This is a genomic window from Vibrio sp. MOR3 (assembly GCF_001557775.1).
Taxonomy (GTDB): Bacteria; Pseudomonadota; Gammaproteobacteria; order Enterobacterales; family Vibrionaceae; genus Vibrio; species Vibrio jasicida.
The window spans coordinates 24,034-44,893 of the sequence record NZ_LNRD01000024.1; the positions used below are offsets into that span (position 1 = coordinate 24,034).

Here is a 20,860-nt window from a genome sequence, read left to right on the forward strand (position 1 = left end):
TCGCCACGTTCGTGACAATCAAGGGCGGTATTTTGCTATACCAAGCAAGAAAGGCAAGTTTTTGCTGAATAAAAAGGCCAGCATAGGCTGGCCTTTGGTCTTTACAGCTATTTAGGAACTGTTTGTCAGGAAATGAATTCGCTTAGCGACGACGGCGGAATAAGCCTAGACCTAACAGCGCAATTAGCGCGCCAAAGCCAAATGAGCCACCATCATCATCGTCTGATGGGTTAGTGCTCGACGGCTCTAACGTAACATCGCGAGAATCACTGAACTTAACGGTGTTGCCCGTCGAATCTGTCACTTTCTCTTCTAGTACGTACTGGCCTTCTGTTGGAGCTTTGTCGAATTCCACACTGACACTGCGAGCATCAATGTCCGCTTGTGTCAAAGTTGCACTCGCTTCGTAGCCATCAGCATCAGAGGTTGACGACGCCGCTTGAGTTGCTTCCATTAGGCTTACCGTCACGATATCACCAACAACTGCATTTGGTGGCAGACGAACTTCCACCGCTAGGTTTTCACCTGAGCTTGGTAGATCGATGTCTGTATCCGGGAAATCAATCGCGATGACCACTGGATCGTGGTCAGATGCCGAGAACGCATCTTTGTACTTCGGCATATCACCGGTGTACTTGCTGCTGTATTCGAACAAGTTACTTTCTAGTGAGTTAATGTGCCAATCTTCAATCGCCACCACTTTTTGTGCCAAGCTGTTGCTCGCCAACGCGTGGTCTAGGTTACCTAGCTCACCAGAGTAGGTGTATGAGAAGGTGTCTGCGCCGTGAAGTACCGTGTTCAGGTTATGGTAACCGTAACCTTTTTCAATTTTGGTCTTCTCTACTTGAAGCTCACCACCACCAATGGTTGTGTAAGCAGCAGTGTAAATATCACGGCCGTATTTCTCTTTCGAGTAATCAGTCAATGTAAGCAGAGGATCTTCCATGCCATACGCGTTTAGGTCCCCCATTACTAGCACGTCACCTTCAATGCCTTTCAGAGCGTCACCCACAACGTTGGCTGCAGAAACACGGAAGTTGTTACAGTTGCCTTGCAGATCCGCCGGCTCAGAGTCTTCTACACCCGCAATCCATTCTTCAATACATTCAGAGCCTTTCGATTTGAAGTGGTTAACCACAACGGATAGATCTTTACCGGTCTCTTTCACTGTAAAGGTTTGTAGCAGGCTATGACGCTGGTATTTGTCGTAAGCCGGGTTGCCTTCTGCACCGTCATTACGCGTAATGGTGTTTTCTTCGATGTGCTGCTCTGGTGTCACAATCACTTTCGCAACTTCTTTTGGCGTCACTTCGTTTGCACGGTATAGGATCGCCACCATGATCGCATCACTACCAAAGTATTCGTCTTGGTATTTGTCTTGATCCGCGATTTCAACGTAAGTGTAATGATCTTCTGTGTCTTCGATTTCAGCATTCAATGCATCCACCAAGTTCTTCACCGCACTGCTGTCACCAAAGCCGTTGTTTTCGACTTCCATTAAGCCAATGATGTCAGCGTCCATCTTATTCATCGCCGCAACGATTTTCGCTTGTTGGATCAGGAACTCATCGAGGTTTTCTGCCCCACGGTTTTGTCCGGTTGGGTTTTCATGACCGCTGTCAGCCACAGAGTTGAAGTAGTTCAGTACGTTAAAGCTCGCGATACGCAAATCTGAATCCGCAATCGCTGGCGCATCTTTACGAGCCACGTCGAAGTCTTCACCTGAAGCCACGAAGTTGGTGTTATCGACTTCATTGGTCGCAATCAAGCGGTATTCGTTGTAACTGTAAGCCACCACGCCCTGCAGACCTTCTACTCGCGAACCAAGACGAATGTGCTGCTCAGAAGAGCCATCTTGATCTGCATCTTTAGCAAAATCTGGGTAGTAAGGGATTTGGCCGTTTGGTGCTTTGCCATCTGATTCTAGGTATACGCGATTTGCTGCGTTGTCTTTTGCTAGCTCAACAGCTGCATCACTCTCTGCTGCGTGTAATTGAGTCGGCTTAAACAATGGCGCTTCATGAGACAGCATCATATTGTTACGACGAGAGTCGTAGTCGTAAGAGAAGTTACGAGTCACAAACAACTCGCTTGCTGATTTCAGTTCAACTTGCATGCCTTCATGACGCTCTAGCGCATCACGTAGTGTCTCACCTTCTTTGATAACAAGATCGGTAACTCGAGGAATATCCGATGTGCCCGTTTTCACATAACTGTTAGCATCAGAAGCTAGCTGAGTATTGCTGTAATACTCTTGAACTTTACCTTTCACACAAACAACATCGCCTGATTTTAGATTGGTATCCGCGGCATCGGTATGAATGAATAAGCCTTCTGAAGTCTTGTCGTTGTTGTCGCTTTCTAACGCTTGCAGGTAGAAACCTTTGGTTAGGCCAGTGGTAACAGCAGTCACGACACCAGTTACGAAATGATCTTCGTCAGTAATGTATGGATAACCATCAATAAATGGTGACGAATCGCCTTCACCTTGAATATCTTGAATGGTGGTGAAGTTAGGTTGCTGACCGTCTACTTCACAAGCGAATGGTGCTGGTGGCTCCGTCGCATTTAGCTCACCAAGACCGTCAATGTTGTCTTTCTCAAATGCCGTCCACTGAGATGCATCATAAGTAGCAGAAGGGGTTAGTGCATCACTGTTACGAACCAATGTGATATCTTTACCAAAATCTACGTCACCCATCACACCGATGATGTCATGCACTTCGCCATCTTTAAGCAGTGCGATCGGGTCGTCACCGTTAAAGTTCGCAACGCTTTTATCTGTGATATCCGTGACAGCTTTGATGGCATCGCTCGCGTCACCATGAGCCAGTACATACACTTGGTTAGCTTGTAACGTCACTTGGCTAAGGTCGAGTGTGCTCCCCCAAGTACCGCCACCGTTTGATGATTTCGCTAGCTCGTAACCGGTTAGCGTTACCGCTGCATCGCCCGTGTTCGCGATTTCTACGGCTTTGTTGTATGAGCCACCTTCAACATATTGGGAAAGGATAACTTCTGCGTTAGCATTGGCACTAAGCGCGCTGGCAATCGTCAGTGCAAGTAAAGAGGGTTTGATTAACGTATCCATTGTCGTACCTGATATTTATTTAAATGCAAACTAAGCCCTGAGCAGAGCCCACCATTTGTGCCTACTATCAGGTTTATTTATGAAATAAATAAGAAACACCAGTAAAAGCCGTGAAATATATCACACGTGAATACGCAAAATTATGCCAGGGCTGCCCATTTAAACAGTTTTTGTAACAAATACAGCAACTAAGAATATAAATATCAATAATTAGACTTATTACTCGGTTTTATATCACTCAGCATGCTATGTGAATGGATGAGTATTTAATCTGAATTAATTCAATTCTAGCAATATAATTTAAATATTAAGCAATGCTAATTTAGAATGACGAACTTATTATTTCTTTCCTTTACTGCGCCATTAAAAATAACCTTTGAGGTTATTTATGCGCGTTAAGTTCAAAGTTTTATAAACCAAGCATTACTCTCACCATGCAAATCTAGCAAAATCCATAAGTACTCGTTATAACGCTCATGAGAGACAGATAACAAGATCTCCAATAACGACGATTAGGATAAGAAAATGAAACAATTTCAGCAGATTGCGCTAGCCCTTTCGGCTTCAATGTTAATGGCGGGGTGTCAATTGACCTCGAGTGAGCCCATCGAACCAAGTACCTCTGAGCATCTGGTCGAAGTGGCTAAGCGAGAACTCAGTGAGTTCAAAATGTTTGAAGTAAGTGATAATGGCTTAATCACCTATACCGCCCGCTTACCTGGCCCTGGCTACTATTGGCTACCCGCAAGTATTAAGGAATCCAGCTACGAGATATCTTGTATCGAATTAAGTTACTTTGTTGATCGTGGCTTTGTCGTCAAGTCTGCTTTCCTAGGCCCAAGAGGACGCGTGGAGTATTACGATATGGAACGTTGCATGGAAGACACGCCATTCCAGTAACATAGGCATAAAAAAAGCTCCACCAATGGTGGAGCTTTTCAATTCTGATGTTTTTGAGCAACTATGGGCGAGCGACAAAACCCACTGCTTCGTATGCTTTCTTCAACGTTTCAGCCGCACGTGCCGATGCTTTCTCCGCGCCTTGCTTCATCACTTCATTCATGTAAGTACGGTCAGCGCGGATGCGGTGGTATTCAGCCTGAATTGGCTCAAGCATAGTCACCAACGCTTCACCAACATCTTTCTTGAATGGACCGTACATTTCAACGCCTTGGTATTTGGCTTCAATCTCTTCAAAGCTCATGCCTGTTGCCGCAGAGTATAGACCCATTAGGTTAGAGATACCTGCCTTGTTATCCCAATCGTGAGCGATACGCGGTGGCGTTTCTGTGTCAGTTTGCGCTTTGTTGATCTTCTTAATGATCGACTTAGGCTCTTCCAGCAACGTGATAACGTTCTTGCGGTTGTCATCGGATTTAGACATCTTCTTCGTTGCGTCTTGAAGGCTCATTACACGCGCGTTTACCGTCGGAATGTAAGGCTCTGGCACTTGGAAGATTGGCTGCTCTGGTGAGTAGATGTTGTTAAAGCGGTTAGCAATATCACGCGCTAGCTCTAGGTGTTGCTTCTGGTCGCTACCTACAGGCACTTGATGCGCACCGTACAGCAGGATGTCTGCCGCCATCAGTACTGGGTAGTCAAACAGACCCACGTTTACATCACCAAACTGGCTTGAGCTGTCGTTTGAGTAACGTGCAGATTTGTCTTTAAACTGCGTCATACGACCCAGTTCACCCATTTGGGTGTAACAGTTAAGAAGCCAACCAAGTTGAGCATGCTCTGGTACGTGTGACTGAACAAATAGCGTGCTCTTCTTCGGGTCAACACCAACTGCCAGACAGATCGCCAGTGCGTCTAGCGTCGCTTCATGCAGTGCTTTAGGGTCCTGACGAACCGTAATCGCGTGAAGGTCTACCACACAGTATTGGCAATCATAATCGTCTTGCATCTGCTGCCATTGACGTAGAGCACCCAAGTAGTTACCGATACTTAGTTCACCTGAAGGTTGAACACCACTCAATACAATGGGCTTGCTCATTAGAATGATTCCTTTGACTTCTTAATCTAAATAAATGAAAAAAACCGTGCAACGATAGGTGCACGGTTTACTCAGTGTACTCATTAACGAGTATTTTGGAAGCTCTTTTGTAGCCGTTATGCAGAAACCGCTACTACATCCAATAATTCAGCCAAACTGTCAGCGACGAAATCTGGATTTGATGCAGAGATAGGCTCACCGTGGTTGTAGCCATAAGTCAGACCAAATGAGGCACAGCCTGCATTCTTTGCTGCGAGAATGTCGTTCTTCGAGTCGCCGACCATCAGCATTTCACTCGGTTGGATTTGGTGCTTTTCCATCAACCAGTTCAGTGCAATTGGGTTTGGTTTTTTCTCTGGAAACGCGTCGCCACCTAGCACATCAACAAAGTATTTTGCGATGTCGTGTTTTTCTAAAACATCAGGCACAAACTTCGAAGGCTTGTTGGTCACCAACGCCATAACAAAACCGGCTTTGTGCAACTCTTCCAGCGTCTCTTTTACCGTTGGGTAAAGGTGGCTTAACTTGTGACCACTTTGCTCGTAGTAGTCATCAAACAGCACACGCGCTTTTGCACGAAGCTCTTCGCTCAACTCTGGATTGATGGTCAGGCTTTGACTTAATGAGCGTCCAATCAGTACGTCTGCGCCGTTACCAACATAGTCACGAACTTGTTCTTCTGAAACAGAAGGAAAACCGAGTTCTTGAACAGCTTGATCGGCTGCAACCGCAAGATCGGGCACGCTATCAAGCAAAGTACCGTCTAGGTCAAAGGCAATGAATTTAATGTCTTGTTGAGTCATAACTTCCCTGAAAATTCTATTTATAAATCGGTGAAAACGACAAAGGATGGCACCCCATCCTTTGTTTTTATCATTATGTCTGACTTTGCAGTAACTATTTGTTTATTAAAACTTGTTTAGCAATTACTTTGCAGCAATACGCTGACGAACAGCTTCAAACAAACAAATGCCAGATGCGACAGATACGTTCAAACTTGAAACGCTACCTGCCATTGGGATCTTAATCAAATCGTCACAGGTTTCGCGAGTTAGACGACGCATACCGTCACCTTCTGCACCCATTACGATAGCAAGAGGGCCAGTCAGTTTCGCTTGGTAGATATCGTGCGTTGCTTCGCCTGCTGTACCAACAAACCAGATGCCTTGCTCTTGCAGTGTACGCATAGTACGAGCCAAGTTGGTCACTCGGATCAATGGCACGACTTCTGCTGCGCCACAAGCAACCTTGCTTACGGTGGCATTCATCGGTGCAGAGCGATCTTTCGGTACGATGATCGCCGCCGCGCCGGCTGCATCAGCATTACGAAGACATGCGCCTAGGTTGTGTGGATCCGTCACGCCATCCAATACCAACAGCAGCGGTGATTCATGCTGCGCTAGGATGCCATCAATGTCGTTTTCATTAAGCTGTTTCGCAGCTTTAACACGCGCAATGATGCCTTGGTGGTTAGCACCGTGTGCTTTGTCGTCTAGCGTTTTACGAGTCATTTGTTGAATCGAAACACCACAAACCTGAAGGTCATTCAGGATTGGCATTAGACGATCGTCTTGGCGGCCTTTTAGGACGTATGCTTCGATAAAACGCTCTGGTTCGCGTTCTAATACCGCTTTCACTGCGTGAATGCCGTAAATAAATTCGTTACTCATTGTTTAACCTGTTGTTCTGGTCGTCTTGCCCTCGCCAATCTACTCCTTTTCGGACTAGATTGGCGTTTCAGCCTACTCAGCGTCGCTCTTAGTACGCTTAGTCTTTCTCGGCTTACTGTGTGGCTTTTTCTTGCGTGCTTTCTTCGGCTTTTTCGTACCTTCAGCGTCACCGCGTTTCGCGCTACCTTTGCGAGCACTGCCTGCTTCCGCAGGTTCTGGGTGCTTGGTCGGTTCAATCATCGGCTTCGCGCGAGTACCGCCTTTGGTTGCCGCACGCTTTTTCTCTTTTGCTTTGCGTTTGGCATCTGCTGCGCGTTTCTTCGCAGTCTTACCTTTGCCGCGTAGCTTACGGCTTGTTTCGATTAATTCAAAGTCAATTTGCTTGTCATTTAAGTTGACCGCAAGCACTTTCACTTTCACCGCATCGCCTAGGCGATAGATGTTACCGAAGCTTTCACCGATAAGTCTTTGACCAATCGGATCAAATTGGTAGTAGTCGTTTGCTAGCGTTGAAATGTGCACCAAACCATCGATGTGCAGCTCAGTCAGACGAACAAAGAAACCAAAGCTGGTCACGTTGGCAATAACACCATCCAGCTCGTCGCCAACATGGTCTTGCATGTATTCACACTTCAACCAATCAGCCACTTCACGAGTTGCATCGTCTGCACGGCGCTCTGTCATCGAACATTGCTCACCGTAGAAGTCCATGTCGTCAAACGAGTAGTGGTAACCACCCGTTGGGGTCCAACGATCTTGATTGCGACCTTCTTCTTTGGCAATCAGATATTTGATTGCGCGGTGCAGCAGCAGGTCTGGGTAACGACGAATTGGCGACGTGAAGTGCGCGTAACGCTTCAGCGCCAAACCAAAGTGGCCGGCATTGTCCGCGTTGTATACTGCTTGCTTCATTGAGCGCAACAGCATGGTTTGAATCAGCTCTTTGTCCTGACGCTCCGCAATCTGTTTTACCAAGTCTGCATAGTCGGTTGGTGATGGTTCAAGACCGCCCTTCAAATCCAAGCCAAGCTCACTTAGGAAATCACGGAAACCCTGCAAGCGCAGTTCACCCGGAGATTCGTGAACACGGTACAATGCTGGCTCTTTTGCCTTCTCGACATAAGACGCTGAGGCGATGTTCGCTAGGATCATACATTCTTCGATGATCTTATGTGCATCGTTACGAATCACAGGCTCGATGGTTTCAATCTTGCGTTCGGCATTGAAAATGAACTTAGCTTCAACGGTCTCAAATTCAATCGCACCACGGTTGTCACGAGCGTCTTTTAGCACTTTGTACATGCTGTGCAGTTCTTCTAGATGAGGCACTAGGTTGTGGTAGCGCATACGCAGCTCTTCATCACCTTCTAGAATCGCACCCACTTTACTGTACGTCAGACGTGCATGTGAGTTCATCACCGCTTCGTAGTGCTTGTACCCTGACAGCTTACCGGTGTCAGAGATGGTCATTTCACACACCATACACAGACGATCAACTTGTGGGTTAAGTGAACACAAACCGTTTGATAGCACCTCAGGTAGCATTGGCACAACTTGCGATGGGAAGTACACCGAGTTACCACGGTTGATGGCTTCTTTGTCCAGCGCAGAGTCTGTACGTACGTAGTAACTTACGTCAGCAATCGCTACCCATAAACGCCAACCACCGCTCTTTTTCTTCTCACAGTACACCGCATCATCAAAGTCACGAGCGTCTTCACCATCGATGGTCACCAACGGTAACTCACGTAAGTCAACTCGACCTACTTTTGCTTCTTCTGGGACTTCTTCGCCTAGATTTTCAATTTGTTTATCGACAGCCGCTGGCCAATCGTGAGGAATTTGGTGAGTACGAATCGCGATTTGCGTTTCCATACCCGGAGCCATGTTTTCACCCAGCACTTCAACCACTTTACCCATCATGCCACGCGAACGAGAACCACGGTCAGTGATCTCAATCACCACCACGTTACCCATGCGGGCACCTGCTTTGTGCTCATTTGGGATTAGAATATCTTGGCTGATACGCGAGTCATCAGGCACAACGTAAGAGTAACCGTACTCTAGGAAGAAACGACCAACGATCTGCGTGTTACGCTCTTCTAAAACACGGACTAAACGCCCTTCACGGCGGCCGCGCTTGCTGTTATCCGTCGGTTGAACCAAAACGAAATCACCATGAATGATGTGTTTCATTTGGTGATGAGGCAGCACAATGTCATTATCCTTGCCGACACTGCCTTCAGGACGCACCCAACCATGACCATCTTTATGGCCAATTACGTAACCTTTCACCATCTCGAGTTTTTCTGGTAGCGCGTAGCACTGACGACGCGTAAACACGAGCTGGCCATCACGCTCCATCGCGCGCAGTCGACGGCGTAAACCTTCGTATTGATCTTCACCTTTTAGCTTAAGCGCTTCAAACAAATCGTTGCGATTCATTGGGACGCCAGCTTGCTGCAGAAATTCAGTGATGAACTCTCGACTTGGAATTGGGTTTTCGTAATTTTTGGATTCACGATCTGCGAATGGATCGTTTGGAATATTGTCTGACATAGGCGTGCCTATCTAGCAAGGAAGGTATAGAGCTAGTATATCCGAGTCTCTTGATAAGCTACAGAATTGCTTTGAAAAAAGAATGATCTTGAAAGGATGAGAGAGACACACGTAAACTAAGGACGTGTAAGCAGGATCAGCAGCTCTGAGTTGTCGCGAAGCAGTTCATCAATAGTGCAACCGTCTAATTCAGCTAAGAAAGCCAATTTCGCTTTTGCTAGCTTCTCTTTTAGACGACATGCCGGCGTAATGTGACAAAACTCGACATCACAATTTACCAAATCTAATGGCTCTAGATCGCGCACCACACCACCGACAGTAATTTCTTTTGCCGGCTTCATCAAACGAATGCCGCCGTTTTTACCACGCACCGTATGTACATAACCTAACTGACCAAGACGGTTGATCACCTTCACCATATGGTTACGTGATACACCAAATAAATCAGTTACTTCGGTAATATTTGTAAGCTCATCTTTGGGCAAAGAAGCCAAGTAAATCAGGGTTCTTAACGCGTAATCAGTAAAGCTAGTTAACTGCATGTTGCTATCCTCTCTAGAAGCAAAAGTGTAATTCTTTTCTTGATCGAAAGATACATTTGAGATACAACTTTAAACATGCATTACAAATACAACTTTAAATAGGAAGCCATTATGCTCAGCAACCAAACCATTGATATCGTGAAAGCAACCGCACCACTTCTTGCAGAAACTGGCCCGAAGTTGACTGCGCACTTTTATGACCGCATGTTCACCCATAATCCTGAGTTGAAAGACATTTTCAACATGAGTAACCAGCGTAATGGTGACCAACGTGAAGCTCTATTTAATGCTATCTGTGCTTATGCAAGCAATATCGACAACCTACCAGCCCTACTTGGTGCAGTAGAGAAAATCGCCCACAAACACACCAGTTTTATGATCACCAAAGATCAGTACCAAATCGTTGGTACGCACTTACTGGCTACCATTGATGAGCTGTTTTCTCCTGGTCAAGAAGTGATTGACGCATGGGCAGAAGCCTACGGCGTGCTAGCAAACGTGTTCATTCAACGTGAAGAACAAATCTACCAAGAAAATGCAGCACTTCAAGGTGGCTGGCGTGGTCTGCGTGAGTTTGAACTGGTTGGTAAACAACTTGAAAGCGAGAACATTTGTAGCTTCGTCTTCAAACCGGTCGATGGTGAAAAGGTTTCTGAGTACAAACCGGGCCAATATCTTGGTATCTACATCAACAGTGATAAGTTCGACAACCAAGAGATTCGCCAGTACAGCCTATCTTCTGCGGTACAAGAAAACACTTACCGTATCTCGGTAAAACGTGAAGACGGCGGCAAGGTATCGAACTTCCTGCATGACGATCTCAACATCGGCGATAAAGTGCAGCTAGCCGCACCTGCGGGTGACTTCTTTATGGACGTAGAAGCAAGTACACCCGTTGTTTTGGTTTCCGCTGGTGTCGGTCTAACGCCAACACTTTCAATGCTTGAGAGCCTTGCTGAACACAAAGCACCTGTAACTTGGGTACACGCAGCAGAAAACGGCCAACAACACGCATTCAAACATCATGTGAATCAGATTGTTGGCGCAAAAGAGAATATGAACTCGCTGGTTTGGTACAACCAACCAACGGCAGAAGATAAGTTGGGTGAAGACTTCCATTTCACCGGCTTTGTAAACCTACACGAAATTGAAGCAGCAGTGAAACAAGACAACGTTCAAGTTTACTTCTGCGGCCCTGTTGGTTTTATGCAGCACGTAGCGAAACAACTGCTTGAACTTGGTGTTCCGCAAGAACAATTCCACTATGAATGCTTCGGTCCACACAAAGTCGTTTAATCGCTAACGATTACGCTTCGGGAAAAGCAACAAAGCCCACATGATGTGGGCTTTGTTGTATTTATTGGCAGAGTGTTATGAAGCTACTGGTGTTTTAAGAGTACATCTACCAGAAAGTGTCGCGACGCTTGGCTCGCGCAATGATGTTTTGCGGCATACGTTGCTCTAAACCATTTCTTAGCACCGCAATACGCTTATGTTTTCTCTGATCTGCCGTGACTGAGTTGTATAACCAACGGTAAGCATCTTCGTAATCCAGTGGGCTACCGTAATCACGTAACAATAACTCAGCAAGATGAATACGCGCATTAAGGTTCCCCATTGCCGCCGCTTCTCGCAGGTATGGGATTGCACGCTCTTTATCTTGTTGAACTAAGGTGCCACGAGAGTAGTAGCGCCCAAGCTGCTCTAATGCAGCAGGTAAGCCTTGGTGTGCAGCGTTTTCCATATAGTAGAGACCAAGTTCAACATCTTGCTCTACACAAACGCCCCACGCCAGCATGTCGCCGTAGAGAAACTCATACGACGGTAAATTAATTCGTGTGGCACGCGCAACAATATCTTCCACTAACTGGCAGTTATCCGCACGCACGCGTTCTAAATGCTTATTTTGTTCAATAAGCTTAATTAACTCTGCTTCGGTATAGATGGGAACTGGTGCCCCCACATCGGCAACATCTGCCTTGACCGACGTTGCACTCAGCATCAATAACAGTGAAGCAGCCACTGTTCGTAACTTCATAAATGTACTCTTTAAGGATTCTGAGAAACCAAAGATCGGTGAAGGATCTCCTCTGCTTGATAACCTTATCGGCAAACGTCAGTTAAGCTTTAGACAATTTTTGCCTCTTGTTTAAGCTTAACGGCAACAATTTGCCATATCGAGTTTATTTTTCCGTCAGTGCAGCCAAGTTACAGATACAAAAAAGCCGACTCGAAAGTCGGCTTTTATAATCTCTAACGAGTATCGATTAAGATTCGAATGGGTGAACCTTGATGATAGTTTCGTTACGATCTGGACCTGTTGAAACGATGTCTACAGGCACGCCAGTTAGCTCTTCAATACGCTTGATGTAGTCTAGAGCTGCTTGTGGTAGCGCATCGATTGACTTAGCACCAAATGTGTTCTCAGACCAACCAGGCATTGTTTCGTAGATTGGTGTCGCTTGCTCAAATGACTCAGCTGCCATTGGAGAAACTTCTAGGATAGAGCCATCTTTCATCTTGTAACCAGTACAGATTTTTAGCTCTTCTAGGCCATCTAGAACGTCTAGTTTAGTTAGACAGAAGCCAGAGATAGAGTTGATTTGGATTGCGCGACGCATCGCAACAGCATCGAACCAACCAGTACGGCGTAGACGACCAGTTGTTGCACCGAACTCATGACCAACTTCACCTAGATGCTTACCAACAGGATCTTGCTTGTCTAGACCGTCGTATAGCTCAGTCGGGAATGGACCAGAGCCAACACGAGTACAGTAAGCTTTAGTGATACCAAGGATGTAACCGATATGACGAGGACCGAAACCAGAACCTGCAGCAACACCACCAGCAGTCGTGTTAGAAGAAGTTACGTAAGGGTAAGTACCGTGGTCGATATCTAGCAGTGTACCTTGCGCACCTTCGAACATGATCTTGTCGCCGCGCTTACGTGCTGCGTCTAGTTCGTCAGTTACGTCGATAACCATTGAAGTTAGTAGCTCAGCGTAGCCTTTAGCTTGCTCAAGTACTTCTTCATAGCTTACTGGTTCAGCTTTGTAGAAATGCTCTAGTTGGAAGTTATGGAATTCCATTACTTCTTTTAGTTTCTCAGCGAACGCTTCCATATCGAATAGGTCGCCAACGCGTAGACCGCGACGAGCAACTTTATCTTCGTATGCTGGACCGATACCACGACCTGTTGTACCAATAGCTTTTTTACCGCGAGCGATTTCGCGAGCTTGGTCCATTGCAACGTGGTAAGGAAGAATTAGAGGACATGCTTCAGAAATGAAAAGACGCTCGCGTACTGGAATGCCGCGCTCTTCAAGAGGTTTCATTTCTTTAATTAGAGCTTCAGGCGATAGCACTACACCGTTACCGATAACGCATTTTACGTTATCGCGAAGGATACCTGATGGAATTAAGTGAAGAACGGTTTTTTCACCGTCAATTACAAGTGTATGACCTGCATTGTGACCGCCTTGGTAGCGTACCACGTATTTTGCATCTTCAGTTAAAAGGTCTACAATTTTACCTTTACCTTCGTCACCCCATTGGGTGCCTAGAACGACTACGTTATTTCCCATCTTTCCAAGTCTGATTGCTAGTTAAAAATGGATTCTAGCACCGAATCCCCCTTCTTGCAGTCATTTTTGTTCACAGAGTTGATACTAGAATGCAAACATCACCGATGTTGTTCATTTCGAAATCACTACATCACTGATAATATTTACCTTTCTTAAATCCACAAGGAATCGCAATGTCTGAGTCTATTTGGCTGGCTATCGGGCTGGTTTTGATTGTAGAAGGAATTGGACCACTGATTGCCCCAAACGGTTGGCGTAACATGGTGGCTCAGTTGAGTGACCAACCAGATAACCAGTTGCGTCGGATTGGTGGCTGTCTGGTCGTCGCCGGAGCGGTCATCGCGATAATGATGAGTTAAGCCGCCAGCGCTTATTTTCCAGCAGATATAAAAAAGGCTCCATATAGGAGCCTTTTGTCGTTTAGCAATTCGCTTATTCAGCTTTTGCGCCTTTCGCGTTATTCATGTACTGGAAGAACTCACTCTTCGGATCAAGTACAAGAATGTCATTCTTAGAGCTGAACGATTTCTCGTAAGCTTTTAGAGAACGAAGGAAGCTGAAGAACTCAGGATCTTTGTTGTAAGCATTCGCATAGATCTTCGCAGCTTCTGCATCCGCCTCACCTCGTGTTACACGAGCTGTTTTGTCTGCTTCTGCAAGAATTGTTGCCACTTCAAGCTCAGCTTGTGCACGGATAACTTCGGCTTTCTCACGACCTTGAGAACGGTGCTTACGAGCTACCGACTCACGTTCTGCACGCATACGACGGTAGATTGATTCACTGATCTCATCTGGTAGGTTGATCTTCTTCATACGGAAGTCAACGATGCGAACACCCAAATCTTTCATTGCGCTGTCGCGTGTGTCTTTCAACACTTCAGACATAATTAGGTCACGTTCACCATCGATTTCCAATGCTTCACGAGCTGCTTCAGTACTTACTTCCTCGCTGGTTGCGTCTTCTGGAAGTACGTCGTTGTTACGTGGACCAGATACGATTTGCTTGATTTCACGAGCACCGATTTCTGCACGTAGTACGTCCGTTACCTTACGCTCAAGAAGCGCCTCGGCAGTCAGCGTATTGCCGCCACCTGTTGCTAGGTAGTAACGACCGAAATCTTCGATACGCCACTTCACGTAGGTATCAATGATTACGTCTTTTTTCTCAGACGTTACGAAACGGTCAGCACGGCCATCCATTGTTTGGATACGCGCATCTAGTGTTTTCACGCGGTCAAACAAAGGCATTTTGAAGTGCAGGCCCGGCTCGTAAATACGAGTGATGTCGTTGTTGTCTTTCAAGACACGACCAAATCGAACCACAATACCGCGGTCACCTTCAGGAATCACGAACAGTGACATCAGCATTAATGCCAGAGCGATTACCAGTACAGGGATCATTAACTTACGCATTCTTAGTATCTCCCTTGACGTGTACCCGTTGAACGAGACTGCGTGTTCGAAGTGTCTTCTTGAGTACGCTCAGATTCAAGTTGAATGTGGTCGTATGTTGAAGTCGATTTCGATTTACGTTTAGAGTCTGATTGACCATCTTGGCCTGCCAATTTATCAATTGGAAGGTAAAGAAGGTTGCCGCTGGATTCAGAGTCGATCAGCACTTTCGATGTGCTTGAGTAAACTTCTTCCATTGCGTCAATGTACAGACGATCTCGAGTTACGCCAGGAGCCGCTAGGTATTCAGGCAGTAGTTTTTCAAACTGAGCCACTTGACCAAGCGCTTCGTTCGTCACACGCTCGTTGTAACCTTGTGCTTCTTTCTTCAAACGCTCTGCTCGACCTGTTGCCTTCGGCAAGATTTCGTTTTTGTAAGCTTCTGCTTCACGGATGAAACGCTCTTCATCCTCACGTGCCGCAATTGCATCATCGAACGCATCTTTCACTTGCTCTGGTGGACGTGCAGACTGGAAGTTCACATCTACAATCACGATGCCCATATCGTAGCTATCGATGATTTGATTCAGTGTTTCTTGCGTTGTTTGACGGATTTGCTGACGACCACTGGTTAGGATGCTATCCATCAGTGAGTCACCAATTACTGCACGCAGAGCTGAGTCGGTTGCTTGACGCAAACTGTCATCAGCATTCGTTACGCGGTATAGATATTTGTATGGGTCAGCAACACGGTATTGAACGTCCATCGCTACTGTTACTACGTTTTCATCTTTAGTCAGCATTAGACCTGATGCACGTAGTGAACGAATCGCTTGTACGTTAACCGCTTCGTATTCATCAATGAAACGAGGACGCCAGTTCAGACCTGGGTCTACGATACGGTCGTATTTACCTAAACGCAGTACGACACCGCGCTCTGCTTCACCGATGGTGTAAAAGCCAGCGAAGAACCATACTGCAATCGCGATAACTGCAATGACACCAAAGCCAATCGCACTACCACCACCGCCGATAGGTGAACCACCGCCGCCGCCTTTTTTACCAAATTTGCCACCCAGCTTTTGACTCAGTTTGCTGAACACTTCATCTAAATCTGGCGGACCTTGATCTCGGCCACCAGGACGCTGGCCACCACGATTATTATTACCCCAAGGGTCATTATCGCGGCCATTGTTGCCGTTGTTATTTCCAGGCTCATTCCACGCCATTAGAAAGCTCCATCATTTGATATGACGTTATACTGTAGCAGTCCTTTAAGTGACTATAAAGTCGACTAAAACTGCCCCTTCTCTTTTTTCAAGTCTAGACCAATCTACCTGTTGCATTCGAATATCGATCAACAAGTTACCTTCCTGGTCATATTCCTCACGTTGAATACACTTCATTTGGAAGAATGTACTACGGAATCGTCCTTGATACTGTGGAGGAATTCGCAACTGATGCTCAACCATTTGCGACGCCAAACGTTCTGTCAGCGCATCAAATAGGAGATCAATGCCCAATCCATCCATCGCAGAAACCCAGACCGCTCGAGGCACGCCTTCCTCATCACGTTCAATACGAGGATTTTGCTCTTCTAGATTGTCAATCTTGTTCATTACTACGAGCGTCGGCACTTCATGTGCGTCGATCTCTTCTAATACTTCATGAACAGCTTGAATATTCTCACGAAAACGCTCGTCACTGGCATCAACAACATGTAACAAAATGTCAGCTTCTTGCGTTTCCTGCAAGGTTGCTTTGAAGGCAGCAACCAAATCATGTGGTAAATGTCGGATAAATCCAACGGTATCTGCAAGAATTGCAGGCCCCACATCGTCTAACTCTATCTTACGTAAAGTTGGGTCAAGAGTAGCAAATAATTGATCTGCCGCGTAAACGCCAGCTTCTGTAATGCGGTTGAAGAGTGTCGACTTACCCGCGTTGGTGTAACCCACAAGAGAAATCGTTGGGATTTCTGCTCGATTTCGGGCGCGGCGCCCTTGTTCACGCTGCTTCGCAACTTTTTCGAGACGGCGAAGGATAGCTTTAATTCTGTCACGCAATAATCGACGGTCAGTCTCTAACTGAGTTTCCCCCGGCCCACGTAGACCGATGCCGCCTTTCTGCCTTTCAAGGTGCGTCCAACCACGAATCAAACGAGTAGAAATATGACGAAGTTGGGCTAGCTCTACTTGCAGCTTACCTTCGTGTGTTCGTGCTCGTTGAGCAAAGATATCGAGGATGAGACCAGTGCGGTCGAGGACTCGACATTTGCACAGTGCTTCGAGGTTACGTTCTTGGGCAGGAGAGAGGGAGTGATTAAAAATCACAATTTCAGCACCAGTTAATTGTACCGCAGTAGCAATTTCTTGTGCCTTACCCTCTCCGACATAGTATTTCGGGTGTGGGGATTGACGACTGCCAGTTACAACTTGCAGTGCCTCTACCCCAGCGGAAGAAACCAGCATTTCAAACTCAGCCAGATCTTCCCATTCACCTTCTTGCGTGAAGTTGATATGAACAAGTACGGCTCGCTCACCGGATTCATAACGGTCAAACAAGCAATCAACTCCTTATTTTAGCAATACTAAATGAAGAATTAATCTTCAGATTTCTCTTGTGGACGATCACCTTGAGGACGATCACCACTGTGGTGGCTCACTGGACGAGCCGGAACAACGGTAGAGATTGCGTGCTTGTACACCATTTGATTTACAGTGTTTTTCAGCAGGATCACGAATTGATCGAAAGATTCGATCTGACCTTGTAGTTTAATACCGTTCACAAGGTAGATAGATACCGGGATACGCTCACGACGTAGCGCATTTAGGAATGGGTCTTGTAGAGATTGCCCCTTAGCCATTTTATTTTCCTTATTTAATTTGTAGTTGTAATTATTTAGCTAGTGGTGCAATGCAAAAGGTACTGCTTTTTGCATCTGAGCTAAACGAATCAAAATGCACCCTAAGTAATTAGCAGCATAGTATAAAAACCGCCAATAACAGATCCTTTGAGAGTGCGATCACGCAAAAACGATCACATTATACACAGCTATCTCAATCAGATGCTATTGCTTCTGACATGGTTTCGAGTGCTTGTTCAATGTTGTCGCTATCCAACCAAGTTAAATCATTCCAGCTGCGTAACCAGGTGATTTGACGCTTGGCCAATTGACGAGTTGCACATACGCCACGAAAAACAGCTTCATCACGAGTGCACTCCCCGTCTAAATACTCCCACATCTGTCTGTAACCAACACAACGTATTGATGGAAGATCAGGGTGAAGATCGTCACGCGCATACAACGCTTTCATTTCTTCTTCAAAACCTGCTTCCATCATCTTCTCGAAGCGCAGCTCAATTCGACGGTGAAGTTCTGCCCTGTCCATGGGAGCTATTGCAAACTGTTTGACTCGATAAGGTAAGCTATCACCTTTAGTTTGAGTCAACTCAGTTAGAGTTTTACCTGAAATACGGAAAACTTCCAACGCCCTCGATAAACGCTGAGGATCGTTTGGATGGATTCTCGCAGCTGATACAGGATCAATCTCTTTCAGCTCATCGTGCAACACTGACCAACCTTTAGTCAATGCTTCTTGCTCAATTTGCTGACGAATTTCAGGATTTGCAGCAGGAAGAGGTGATAGGCCTTCAAGTAATGCTTTGTAATACAGCATGGTACCGCCGACTAAGAGCGGAATTTTCCCTTCTGCAACAATGTCATCCATTGCTTGTAGGGCATCACGACGAAAGTCTGCCGCTGAGTAAGATTCACTAGGATCTAAGATATCAATAAGACGATGCGGCGCTAGGCTCAGTTCGCGTTCATCAGGTTTAGCCGTACCAATATTCATGTCCTTGTAGATCAATGCGGAATCGACGCTAATGATCTCAACCGGATATTTTTGGCGTAGGCGAATGGCGAGCTCTGTTTTACCTGATGCAGTTGGTCCCATCAAAAAGAGGGCCAAAGGTAGTTTGTCTGTCATGGCTTTAATTTGGCAATCGAGGCAGAGAAATCAACAGCAGACACAAAATGGGTGTCTTCCAATGGCAATTGACCATGTCTTAGCTGTTCAAGTTCCGCAATAATTTGAATGGCTTCAGAGAGAGTATAGTGGCTCTTAACCGTTGTGACTTGCAACGCAAGCCAATCAATCAGCTCAGATAACAGCGACGCCGTTGCCATCTCTCCCGTCAAGCGAGTTTGCGCGTAAGATAACAGATCTGGTATCAGATTTTGTAAGTTTTGTTGGCGCAACGGGGCCGGTACTCCCATGACCATCAACGCTTTATCATTTCGTGATTTTAGCTGGATACCAAGCTGAGCAAAATCTTGCTGATAATCTTGTGCTAATTGAACCAAGCTCGATTCCAACTTGATCGATAATGGTACCAGTAACGGTTGAGCTTTTAACGCTCCGTCACTTGGTGTGAGCTGACCTTTGGTCCGATAAAACTCCGCTCTTGGCAACGCGACCAAAGCTGCGCCACTGTTGCTGCTCATCAACACATACTGTTCGTCCACCACGGCTAAAGCTTTGCTAAGTGCCGTAACGGGAGAGAGTTCTGTCTCTGTTGATACGCTTACCGCCTCTCCGATCGTTTCAGTTTGAGGCTCAAAGTCTGGCGTTTGAAGCAATTCATGATAAGCACGCACTTCTTGTTTACTTGGCGCAGGCTCTGCATGACGTTGCTCTCTGTTAGAACTTGGTTTAGGCGCAGGTTTTGATTCAACCCAATCTGTTCGTCTGAAAGAATCCACCGGACGTGCTTCTCGCACAGAAGAATCACTTGGTGCCCTATCGCGAGGTTTCGTTTCATAGTCTGAACGCCCCGGATAAGCTGGAGTGTTATCAATCGCTTGATAGACATGCTCTGGCACAGGAGAATTCACAGGCTCTGGTGCACTGACTGGTTTTTGATTTTCCGTGCTTGCCTCAAAAGATTCAACAGGGTCGGCATGGTGGAACGCGGATTCGTTGACGTGAGGTTTATCAATCACCGAGCTTTGCGCAAGCGCATCTGCCAAAGCTTGATAGATAAAGTCATGCACTAAGCGGGCTTGATGGAAACGCACTTCATGCTTGGCTGGATGCACGTTAACATCCACTTGATGCGGGTCCAGTTCAATAAACAACACATACGCAGCAAACTGATCTGGCTTAAGGCTGGTTTCATAGCTTTGGCGAATCGCATGATTGATCAACTTGTCACGCATCATTCGTCCATTCACATAACAGTACTGCAAATCGCTTTGCTGTCTTGCTCCCTCCGGCGTCGTGATCCAGCCGTGAAGCTTCAACCCTTGATGCTCCAGTTCAATACGCAGCATATTACGCACAAAGGCGTTACCACATACCGCCGCAATACGCTTTTCAGTTTGCAGTTGGTTCTTTGCCGCGCGGTATTGACGGATCATTTTGCCGTTGTGGCGCACGTTGATGGTAACGTCAAAGCGGCTCAGTGCGATACGCTTCAAAAGCTCATCAATGTGTGCGAATTCCGTCTTTTCAGTTCTAAGGAACTTGCGACGTGCCGGCGTATTGAAAAATAGGTCTAATACTTCAACCGAGGTGCCTATCGGATGTGCAGTCGGTTGGAGCTTGACTTGCATGTCTCGACCTTCAGAGTAAGCACTCCACGCTTGTTCTTGTGCTGCTGGGCGAGAAGTCATGGTAAGGCGCGAGACCGAGCTGATACTCGCTAACGCCTCACCACGGAAACCCAGACTCATGATGGCTTCAAGATCGTCCAATGTGTGGATCTTAGAGGTGGCATGACGACTGAGCGCCAGACCTAACTCATCTTTAACAATCCCTTTGCCGTTATCGCGCACGCGAATTAGCTTGGCGCCACCTTTTTCGATATCGATATCGATTCGAGTCGCGCCAGAATCGAGACTGTTTTCTACCAGTTCTTTCACGACAGAAGCGGGTCTTTCAACCACTTCTCCTGCCGCGATTTGGTTTGCCAACCGAGCTGGCAAAATCTTAATGGTCATGATGAGTTATAAGCTC

17 protein-coding genes are annotated in these 20,860 nt (G+C 46.3%); 3 read left to right on the plus strand and 14 right to left on the minus strand.

The annotated features are described in order from the left end of the window. Positions 1-142 precede the first annotated feature (142 nt). Complete coding sequence (locus tag ATB76_RS25530; RefSeq protein ID WP_061036319.1) at positions 143-3,091, minus strand: ExeM/NucH family extracellular endonuclease; 2,949 nt, start codon at positions 3,089-3,091, stop codon at positions 143-145. A gap of 525 nt (positions 3,092-3,616) precedes the next feature. On the opposite strand from ATB76_RS25530, the gene ATB76_RS25535 reads away from it, so the two are divergent. After that, positions 3,617-3,991 carry a hypothetical protein gene (locus tag ATB76_RS25535; RefSeq protein WP_061036320.1) on the plus strand — a complete coding sequence of 125 codons (375 nt, stop codon included), beginning with the start codon at positions 3,617-3,619 and terminating at the stop codon, positions 3,989-3,991. Between the two features lie 61 nt (positions 3,992-4,052). On the opposite strand, the gene trpS is transcribed toward ATB76_RS25535, so the two are convergent. From trpS to nsrR, 5 genes are all read right to left on the minus strand, one after another. Then, positions 4,053-5,090 (minus strand): tryptophan--tRNA ligase, encoded by a 1,038-nt coding sequence (gene trpS, locus ATB76_RS25540; RefSeq protein WP_010648934.1) that lies wholly within the window; start codon positions 5,088-5,090, stop codon positions 4,053-4,055. A 116-nt stretch (positions 5,091-5,206) separates the two neighbouring features. After that, positions 5,207-5,893 carry a phosphoglycolate phosphatase gene (locus ATB76_RS25545; protein ID WP_038872010.1) on the minus strand — a complete coding sequence of 229 codons (687 nt, stop codon included), beginning with the start codon at positions 5,891-5,893 and terminating at the stop codon, positions 5,207-5,209. A gap of 123 nt (positions 5,894-6,016) precedes the next feature. Further along, positions 6,017-6,760 (minus strand): 23S rRNA (guanosine(2251)-2'-O)-methyltransferase RlmB, encoded by a 744-nt coding sequence (gene rlmB, locus ATB76_RS25550; protein WP_010443989.1) that lies wholly within the window; start codon positions 6,758-6,760, stop codon positions 6,017-6,019. Positions 6,761-6,832: 72 nt separating this feature from the next. Then, the gene (gene rnr / locus ATB76_RS25555; RefSeq protein ID WP_038872013.1) at positions 6,833-9,319 is read right to left on the minus strand and encodes a ribonuclease R; all 2,487 of its coding nucleotides are present in this window, start codon (positions 9,317-9,319) and stop codon (positions 6,833-6,835) included. A 116-nt stretch (positions 9,320-9,435) separates the two neighbouring features. Then, positions 9,436-9,861 carry a nitric oxide-sensing transcriptional repressor NsrR gene (gene nsrR / locus ATB76_RS25560; RefSeq protein WP_038872016.1) on the minus strand — a complete coding sequence of 142 codons (426 nt, stop codon included), beginning with the start codon at positions 9,859-9,861 and terminating at the stop codon, positions 9,436-9,438. Between the two features lie 111 nt (positions 9,862-9,972). Here nsrR and hmpA point away from each other — a divergent pair, with 111 nt between their 5' ends. Beyond that, entirely contained in the window at positions 9,973-11,157 is a 1,185-nt protein-coding gene (gene hmpA, locus ATB76_RS25565) for an NO-inducible flavohemoprotein (RefSeq protein WP_038872020.1), read from the plus strand. A gap of 106 nt (positions 11,158-11,263) precedes the next feature. On the opposite strand, the gene ATB76_RS25570 is transcribed toward hmpA, so the two are convergent. Both ATB76_RS25570 and ATB76_RS25575 read right to left on the minus strand, forming a co-directional pair. Next, entirely contained in the window at positions 11,264-11,899 is a 636-nt protein-coding gene (locus tag ATB76_RS25570; protein ID WP_038872022.1) for a tetratricopeptide repeat protein, read from the minus strand. A 229-nt stretch (positions 11,900-12,128) separates the two neighbouring features. Then, positions 12,129-13,445: an adenylosuccinate synthase gene (locus ATB76_RS25575; RefSeq protein ID WP_038877261.1), complete on the minus strand. Its 1,317-nt coding sequence runs from the start codon at positions 13,443-13,445 to the stop codon at positions 12,129-12,131. 173 nt (positions 13,446-13,618) lie between these two features. Here ATB76_RS25575 and ATB76_RS25580 point away from each other — a divergent pair, with 173 nt between their 5' ends. After that, complete coding sequence (locus tag ATB76_RS25580) at positions 13,619-13,804, plus strand: DUF2065 domain-containing protein (RefSeq protein ID WP_038872028.1); 186 nt, start codon at positions 13,619-13,621, stop codon at positions 13,802-13,804. A gap of 73 nt (positions 13,805-13,877) precedes the next feature. Here ATB76_RS25580 and hflC read toward each other — a convergent pair whose 3' ends face one another. The 6 genes from hflC to mutL all read right to left on the minus strand — a co-directional run bounded on the left by hflC (position 13,878) and on the right by mutL (position 20,844). Further along, a complete protein-coding gene (hflC, locus tag ATB76_RS25585; protein WP_038872031.1) occupies positions 13,878-14,858 on the minus strand; it encodes a protease modulator HflC in 981 nt (326 codons plus the stop codon). Between the two features lie 2 nt (positions 14,859-14,860). Beyond that, positions 14,861-16,066 carry an FtsH protease activity modulator HflK gene (gene hflK / locus ATB76_RS25590; protein WP_038872033.1) on the minus strand — a complete coding sequence of 402 codons (1,206 nt, stop codon included), beginning with the start codon at positions 16,064-16,066 and terminating at the stop codon, positions 14,861-14,863. A gap of 45 nt (positions 16,067-16,111) precedes the next feature. Then, the gene (gene hflX, locus ATB76_RS25595; protein ID WP_038872035.1) at positions 16,112-17,401 is read right to left on the minus strand and encodes a ribosome rescue GTPase HflX; all 1,290 of its coding nucleotides are present in this window, start codon (positions 17,399-17,401) and stop codon (positions 16,112-16,114) included. A gap of 38 nt (positions 17,402-17,439) precedes the next feature. Continuing rightward, positions 17,440-17,703, minus strand: a complete 264-nt coding sequence (gene hfq / locus ATB76_RS25600; protein ID WP_005438329.1) for an RNA chaperone Hfq — start codon at positions 17,701-17,703, stop codon at positions 17,440-17,442. Between the two features lie 193 nt (positions 17,704-17,896). Then, positions 17,897-18,829, minus strand: coding sequence for a tRNA (adenosine(37)-N6)-dimethylallyltransferase MiaA (miaA, locus tag ATB76_RS25605; RefSeq protein ID WP_038872037.1), 933 nt, complete (start codon positions 18,827-18,829; stop codon positions 17,897-17,899). Next, complete coding sequence (gene mutL, locus ATB76_RS25610) at positions 18,826-20,844, minus strand: DNA mismatch repair endonuclease MutL (protein ID WP_061036321.1); 2,019 nt, start codon at positions 20,842-20,844, stop codon at positions 18,826-18,828. Before mutL ends, miaA begins: the two co-directional genes overlap by 4 nt. Between the last annotated feature and the right edge of the window lie 16 nt (positions 20,845-20,860).